A 7,440-nucleotide genomic window follows, 5' to 3' on the forward strand; every position below is an offset into this window, starting at 1 on the left:
GCTAGTCCCCCTCCCCCTTGTGGCAGGGCAATCGCATTTGGATTCTTACGAAGATGGACCCCCACCCTAACCCTCCCCACAAGGGGGAGGGAACGCTGCCGCATGCCCTTACTTCCCCTTTTGGCGCCGAAAGGCAGGCAATTTGCCGAGGTCAGTGCCAACGGAAGTCTCCCTCCCCCTTGTGGGGAGTGGTTAGGGGTGGGGGTACGGCGCCAACATCTCACCCCACAATCCCCGCCGTGTCCACCACCGCATGGAACAGCACGTCGGCGCCGGCCGCTGCCCATTCCTTGGTGATTTCCTCTGCCTCGTTGTGGCTGAGACCGTCGACGCAGGGGCACATCACCATTGCGGTGGGTGCGACGCGGTTGATCCAGCAAGCGTCATGGCCGGCGCCCGAGACGATATTGCGATGCGTATACCCCAGGCGCTCCGCCGCATCCCGCACAGCCTTGACGCAGCCCGCGTCGAAAGTGACCGGATCGAAATGGCCGACCTGCTCGATTTGATATTTGATGTCGAGCGCGTCGCAGATCGTGTCGATGCCTTCCCGGATGCGGCCGTCCATGGCGTCCAGCACCTCCTTTTCCGGCGAGCGGATGTCGATGGTGAAGACGGTGCGCCCGGCAATGATGTTACGCGAGTTCGGATAGACCTCCATATGGCCGACCGCGCCGACGGCGTCGGGCTGATAGTCCATGGCGATCTCGTGCACCAACTCGATCACCCGCGCCATGCCGAGCCCGGCATTGCGCCGCTTGGGCATCGGCGTCGAGCCGGTATGCGCCTCCTTGCCGGTCAGCGTCACCTGCAGCCATTTCAACCCTTGCCCATGGGTGACGACACCGATGTCGATGCCCTCGTCCTCGAGGATCGGGCCCTGCTCGATATGCAGCTCGAAAAAGGCGTGGATCTTGCGTTCGCCGACCTTTTCGGTGCCCTTCCAGCCGATCCGTTCGAGCTCCTCGCCAAATTTCTTGCCGTCCTTGTCGACATGCGAATAGACGTCGGCCTGATCGAGCACGCCGGCGAACACGCCGGACGCCATCATTGCCGGCGCAAAGCGCGCGCCTTCCTCATTGGTCCAGTTGGTGACGACGATCGGATGCTTTGTCTTGATGCCGAGATCGTTGAGCGAGCGCACGACCTCCAGCCCGCCGAGCACGCCGAGCACACCATCATACTTGCCGCCGGTCGGCTGGGTGTCGAGATGGCTGCCGACATAGACCGGCGGCAGGCTGGGGTCGGTGCCTTCGCGACGGGCAAACATCGTGCCCATCTCGTCGACGCCCATTTCGAGCCCCGCCTCATCGCACCAGCGCTTGAACAGATGCCGCCCTTCGCCATCCTCGTCGGTAACGGTCTGGCGATTGTTGCCGCCGGCAATGCCGGGGCCGATCTTCGCCATCTCCATTATCGAATCCCACAAACGGTCTGAATTGATTCGCAGATTCTCGCCGGGGGCGGCCATATTCTAAAACCTCATTGGTTGTGGCACGCCAGCGTCCCCCTCCCCCTCGAGGGGAGGGTGGCCGCGAAGCGGTCGGGTGGGATCGGCTGACATGCGCGCGACCTTATCCTTGACCACTTGTGCGACATGCCAAGCGCTGTTTATGACATCGGGCTCATCGACGCGAAAGATATCGAACCCGAGCGATCGCAGATAGGCATCACGGACGGCGTCGTGCCGTTTGCCCTTCTCCTGTTCGTGCAGATCACCATCGACTTCAACGACCAGCTTTACCGCAATGCAGGCAAAGTCGACGATATAAGGCCCGATCGGACACTGGCGCCGGAATTTCATCGCAGCCGATTTCAATTCGCGCAGTTCATACCAAAGCAGCGATTCGCCTTTGGTCGCATGTACTCGAAGCGCGCGCGCCTTTTGGCGCATTTCGAAGCTCACGCGGGTCCGGGGCATCACAGGCACCTATGCGGCCGAAGGTCAGGCTGGCGCACTGCCGCACCGACCCCACCCGGCCGCTTCGCGGCCACCCTCCCCTCGAGGGGGAGGGAAAGCTGCACCTGGTTCAATCCACCGCCCTCAGCACTTCGCGCACGTGGTCGATCAATTCGTTGATCTGGCCTTTGGTGATGATCAGCGGCGGCGACAGCGCGATGATGTCGCCGGTGGTGCGGATCAATGCACCGCGCTCGAACGCCTTGACGAAAGCCGAGAAGGCCCGCTTCGTCGGCTGGCCGGCGATCGGCGCCAGCTCGATCGCGCCGATCAGGCCGATGTTTCTGATATCGATGACGTTCGGCTCGCCCTTCAGCGAGTGCAGCGCGTCCTCCCAGTACGGCGCCAGTTCCTCGCCGCGCGTCAGCAGCCCTTCTTCCTTGTAGGTGTCAAGCGTGCCCAGCGCTGCCGCGCAGGCGATCGGATTGCCCGAATAGGTGTAGCCGTGGAAGAACTCGATCATGTGCTCGGGGCCGGTCATGAAGGCGTCGTGGATTTCCTTCTTCACGAACACCGCGCCCATCGGGATGACGCCGTTGGAGACGCCCTTCGCCGTGGTCATGATATCCGGCGTGACGCCGAAATAGTCGGCGGCAAACGGCGTACCGAGACGGCCGAAACCGGTGATGACTTCGTCGAAGATCAGCAAGATGCCGTGCTTGGTGCAGATCTCGCGAAGCTTCTGCAAATAGCCCTTCGGCGGCAGGATGACGCCGGTGGAACCGGCAACCGGCTCGACGATGACGGCGGCGATGGTCGAGGCGTCGTGCAAGGCGACGATGCGCTCCAGCTCGTTCGCCAGTTCCGCGCCATGCTCCGGCACGCCCTTGGTGAAAGAGTTCTTTTCCGGCAGATGCGTGTGGGGCATGTGATCGACGCCGCCGAGCAGCGTGCCGAACATCTTGCGGTTGGTGACAATGCCGCCGACGGAGATGCCGCCGAAATTGACGCCGTGATAGCCGCGTTCGCGGCCGATCAGACGGGTGCGCGAGCCCTCGCCTTTGGCGCGGTGATAGGCGATCGCCATCTTCAGCGCGGTCTCGACCGATTCCGAGCCGGAATTCGTGAAGAACACATGGTCCATGCCCTTCGGCGCGATGTCGACCAGCCGGTTCGCCAGCTCGAACACGATCGGATGGCCCATCTGGAACGCCGGCGCATAGTCGAGCTCGGCCGCCTGGCTCTGGATCGCCTCGGTGATCTTCGGGCGGCAGTGGCCGGCATTGACGCACCACAGGCCGGCAGTGCCGTCGAGAACCTTGCGCCCGTCGCTGGTCGTGTAGTGCATATCCTTGGCCGACACCATCATGCGCGGCGCCTGCTTGAACTGCCGGTTTGCCGTGAACGGCATCCAGAATGCGCTGAGATCGTTCGGCGTGACTTTCAGCCGGTTGGACATGACCAAGACTTCCCCTTGTAACCTGTTTCGGTGCGGCTAACGCTTGGTCTTACCAACGCTTGGTCTTCGCGACGTTTTCGTGCTACGCAAATTTTTGACCGGTTGGACAAACGTTAGCACCGCCTTATCAGCGGTCAAGGGATTACTAGCGGAAATGCGGCTTTCGAAGTGCGCTCCACAGGGCGAGGAAAAACTGGTCCAGAGAATTGGTCCAGACACTCCTCCCAGCGAAGGTTTTTCGGGGTGACGGGGGCGGTCGAAAGCTCCGCTCCTCGCCGCACCCGCATCCAGCTGGAAAAGCGCGAGCTCATCCTGGAGGCCGCGCTCGAAGTCTTCTCGACCAATGGTTTTCGCGGCTCGACCATCGACCAGATCGCTGAAGCCGCCGGCATGTCGAAGCCGAACCTGCTCTATTATTTCCGCCGCAAGGAGGACATCCACAAGACGCTGATGCAGCGGCTTCTCGACACCTGGCTGGCGCCGCTGCGCGAACTCGACGATATCGGCGACCCCTTGACCGAACTGCGCAGCTACATCAGGCGCAAGCTCGAAATGGCGCGCGATTTCCCGCGCGAGAGCCGCCTGTTCGCCAATGAGATCCTGCAGGGCGCGCCGCGCATCATGCCGATGCTGGAAGGCGAGTTGAAGACGCTGGTCGACGAGAAAGCCAACGTCATCAAGGGCTGGATGCGCGCCGGCAAGATCGCCCGCACCGACCCCTGGCACCTGATCTTTTCGATCTGGGCGACAACGCAGCATTACGCCGATTTCGACGTCCAGGTGCGCGCCGTGCTCGGCCCCGACCGCGGCGGCGACGGCCGCTTCGAGGATGCCGCAAGGTTTCTCGAGCAACTGTTCATCGACGGGCTGAAGCCGAAGGGCTGAGGCAGCTCGGCTGTCGCAAACCTCCCCCATTGCTTCGTCATCTTGGGGCGCAGCAAGGAGCGGAGCGACGCAGCGCAGACCCCAGGATGACGAAGCTGGGTTCAGGCGCTGCGCCGCTCGGCCGGAAGTGTCTCCAGCAGCTGTTCAAGCTTGGCGATCGAGTTCTGCTCGGCGAGCGGCGTGTAGACGATCAGCTTCATGTCCGAGCCGTCGTCGATCGAAAGGCTCATATGCTCGAACGCCATGGCGCCTGCCGTCGGATGCCTGACATGCTTCACACCCGACAGGTTGCGAGCCACATCGCGCAGCGGCCACCATGCGCGAAACTCCGGGCTTGAACGTGTCATCAGCGCGATCAGCCGCTCGAAATCCGGGTCGCCGACATATCTGGCGCTTTCCGCCCGGAATGACGCCAGCACGGCACGCGCCAGTTCCTCCCAGTCGACGAGCAGGCGCCGATGCTGCGGGCTGGTGAAAACCATATGGACGATGTTGCGGGCATCGCCCTCCAGCAGGCCATAGTCGCCGAACACGGCTGCCGCGGCAGAATTCCAGGCCAGCACGTCCCAGCGCCGCCCAAGGACATAGGCCGGCTGCAGGACCAGGCTCTGCAGCATGTGCAGCAACGGGCTATCGACTTTTTCCGGCGCGTCGACGCGACGCTCCGGCTGCGGGCGGCCGGCAAGAATGAACAGATGCCGTTGCTCGGCCGTGTCCAGGCGCAACGCCCGGCTGAGCGCCGTCAGCACCTCCACCGATGGCCTGACGTCGCGCCCCTGCTCCAGCCAGGTGTACCAGGTCGTGCCAACGCCGGCGATCATCGCCACCTCCTCGCGGCGCAGCCCGGGCGTGCGCCGGCGCAGGCCGGTCGAAATGCCGGTGGCCGAAGGCGTCAGCCTTTCGCGCCGCGAGCGCAGAAAGGCGCCAAGCTCGCGGCGGCGGCTGTCTTCGGCGGAGTGTGTCGGTGAATCCATCGGTGCTATTATAGCAGTATCGATACCAGGATAAAGTTTGAACTGTTTGGCAAGTGGCCGGTGCCCCATCTTTCCGTTCAGAGCGATGACATGGAGGCTCTGAACATGGAACTGAAAGACAAGACAATCCTCATCACAGGATCGACCGACGGCGTCGGCCGCGTCGTCGCGCAAAGCCTCGGCGCCGGCGGCGCTCGTATCCTGGTGCATGGCCGCGACGCGACTAGGGGCAAGGCGACCGTGGCCGAAATCGAAGCCGCCGGCGGCAAGGCCGAGCTGCTGGTCGCCGACCTCTCCTCCCTGGCGGAAGTCCGCCGCCTCGCCGAGGCGGTGCGCGCAAGGACCAAGCGGCTCGATATCCTTATCAACAATGCCGGCGTCGGCACAGCCGGCCCCAACTCCAAACGACAGGTTAGCGCCGACGGCTACGAGTTGCGCTTTGCCGTCAATTATCTCGCCGGCTTCCTGCTCACCATGGAGCTGCTGCCGCTGCTCAAGTCCAGCGCGCCGTCGCGCATCGTCAACGTCGCCTCGGCCGGCCAGCAGGCGATCGACTTCGACGACGTCATGCTGACCCGCTCCTATGACGGCGTCCGTGCCTACTGCCAGAGCAAGCTGGCGCAGATCATGTTCACCATCGACCTGGCGGAGCAGCTGCACGGCACCAATGTGACCGTCAACAGCCTGCATCCGGCAAGCTACATGAACACCACGATGGTGCGGCAGGCGGGCATCACGCCGTGGAGCTCGGTCGAAACCGGCGCCGAAGCCATCATCAACCTCGCCACATCGCCCACGCTGGAAGGGCGAAGCGGCCTCTATTTCGACGGCCAGAGAGAATCCCGTGCCGATGCGCAAGCCTATGACGTGAAGGCGAGGCAGCAGTTGCGCGAATTGAGTCTCGGCCTTGTCGGGCTCGCACCCGTTTCCGCAACATCGAAGAAAGAAAATTCATGACCGAGAAAACGCAGCACGCCGTGATCGTCGGCGGCTCCTCCGGCATCGGCCTCGCCACCGCGAAAAAGCTGCTTGGCCCGGGCATAAAGGTGACGATCACCGGGCGCAACCGGGAAAGGCTCGACAATGCATGGCAAAGCCTTGGCGGCGCGGTCGAAAAAGCTGCCTTCGATGCCGCGAAGCCGGACGAGGTTCGCCGGTTCTTCAACGATCTCGGCCCTTTCGATCACCTGGTGCTGGCCGCCAGCGGCGGCAAGGGGCTCGGTCCGTTCGAAACACTTGACCTGACCGACATCGGCGGCGGCGTCGACGAGAAGGTCCGGCCACAGCTCTCCTGCCTGCAGGCCGCTTTGCCGACGCTGAACAAGAGCGGCTCGGTGACTTTCATCTCGGCGGTGTCGGCACAATTGTCGGCGCCGGGCGTCGCCGGCATCGCCGCCGTCAACGGCATGCTGCTGACCGTGGTGCCGATCCTGGCGATGGAGCTCAAGCCGTTGCGCGTCAATGTCGTGGCGCCAGGCGTCATCGACACGCCCTGGTGGGACTTTTTACCCGATGAACAGCGCCATGCGGTGTTTGCCGACTATGCCGGCAAGACGCCGGTCGGCCGTATCGGCCGCGCCGAGGACGTCGCCGAGGCAATTGCGTTCCTGGTTTCGAACAGCTTCGTCACCGGCCAAGTGCTGACCTGTGATGGCGGCTTGCGGTATGCGGCGTGAGCGGCTGCCTCCAAGAGGCATCAGTCGTTGTCAAAGCGACTGCGCGATCAGCGCCAGAAATCCTCCGGCCAGCGCGACGTTGCCGACAAAGCCGTTGATGCGGGACGCGCGCTCAGGCCCCTGATGATCCCAGAAGTTATGGAACATCGGCGTGGCGACGATCAGGAACAGGATCAGGCATGCCGCCGCCGGAGCGGTCCAGATGCCCGCGATCACCAGTGCTCCCGCAATGATTTGCAGGACGATCCCCAGCCACAGCACCAGCCGTGCCTGCGGCACGCCGCGCGTCGTCATCAATTGGCTCACCGACGCCGCGTTCTGAATGTTGCGCAGGCCGGCAAAGACAAAGGCGCCGCCAAGCAGCAGGCGGGCGGCGAATAGGACCTCACTATCAAAGTTTGAAAACATGCTGTCGGGTCCTTGGGCAGAAAAGAGGCCGGGGGCGGCACGGCCCCGCCCCCGTGCCACGGCTACCACGCCAACAATGGGTCGTCGGGGTGGGTTGGAGAATACGGCACCCCAACCCGCGTCCGGGTGGTTTACATG

General features: G+C 63.4%; 8 protein-coding genes. 3 read left to right on the forward strand and 5 right to left on the reverse strand.

What is annotated here, in order from left to right; genetic code table 11:
• Positions 1-220 precede the first annotated feature (220 nt).
• The 3 genes from NKI72_RS29280 to aptA form a co-directional block, all read right to left on the reverse strand.
• Positions 221-1,471, reverse strand: a complete 1,251-nt coding sequence (locus NKI72_RS29280) for a Zn-dependent hydrolase (protein ID WP_352851543.1) — start codon at positions 1,469-1,471, stop codon at positions 221-223.
• Positions 1,472-1,474: 3 nt separating this feature from the next.
• Positions 1,475-1,906: an endonuclease domain-containing protein gene (locus tag NKI72_RS29285; RefSeq protein ID WP_352769131.1), complete on the reverse strand. Its 432-nt coding sequence runs from the start codon at positions 1,904-1,906 to the stop codon at positions 1,475-1,477.
• Between the two features lie 124 nt (positions 1,907-2,030).
• The gene (gene aptA / locus NKI72_RS29290; protein ID WP_352471500.1) at positions 2,031-3,359 is read right to left on the reverse strand and encodes an omega-aminotransferase AptA; all 1,329 of its coding nucleotides are present in this window, start codon (positions 3,357-3,359) and stop codon (positions 2,031-2,033) included.
• Between the two features lie 243 nt (positions 3,360-3,602).
• Between aptA and NKI72_RS29295 the strand changes: the two genes are divergently transcribed.
• A complete protein-coding gene (locus tag NKI72_RS29295) occupies positions 3,603-4,244 on the forward strand; it encodes a TetR family transcriptional regulator C-terminal domain-containing protein (protein ID WP_352491100.1) in 642 nt (213 codons plus the stop codon).
• A 101-nt stretch (positions 4,245-4,345) separates the two neighbouring features.
• Here the strand turns inward: NKI72_RS29295 and NKI72_RS29300 are convergent, their stop codons facing one another.
• Entirely contained in the window at positions 4,346-5,218 is an 873-nt protein-coding gene (locus NKI72_RS29300; RefSeq protein WP_352851545.1) for a helix-turn-helix transcriptional regulator, read from the reverse strand.
• A 105-nt stretch (positions 5,219-5,323) separates the two neighbouring features.
• Here NKI72_RS29300 and NKI72_RS29305 point away from each other — a divergent pair, with 105 nt between their 5' ends.
• Positions 5,324-6,175 (forward strand): SDR family NAD(P)-dependent oxidoreductase, encoded by an 852-nt coding sequence (locus NKI72_RS29305; RefSeq protein WP_352851546.1) that lies wholly within the window; start codon positions 5,324-5,326, stop codon positions 6,173-6,175.
• Positions 6,172-6,894, forward strand: coding sequence for an SDR family oxidoreductase (locus NKI72_RS29310; RefSeq protein ID WP_352851547.1), 723 nt, complete (start codon positions 6,172-6,174; stop codon positions 6,892-6,894). Before NKI72_RS29305 ends, NKI72_RS29310 begins: the two co-directional genes overlap by 4 nt.
• Before the next feature lie 30 nt (positions 6,895-6,924).
• On the opposite strand, the gene NKI72_RS29315 is transcribed toward NKI72_RS29310, so the two are convergent.
• Positions 6,925-7,302, reverse strand: coding sequence for a DoxX family protein (locus NKI72_RS29315; RefSeq protein WP_352851549.1), 378 nt, complete (start codon positions 7,300-7,302; stop codon positions 6,925-6,927).
• Positions 7,303-7,440 lie beyond the last annotated feature (138 nt).

The sequence above is a fragment of the Mesorhizobium sp. M0437 genome (assembly GCF_040321335.1).
GTDB lineage: Bacteria > Pseudomonadota > Alphaproteobacteria > Rhizobiales > Rhizobiaceae > Mesorhizobium.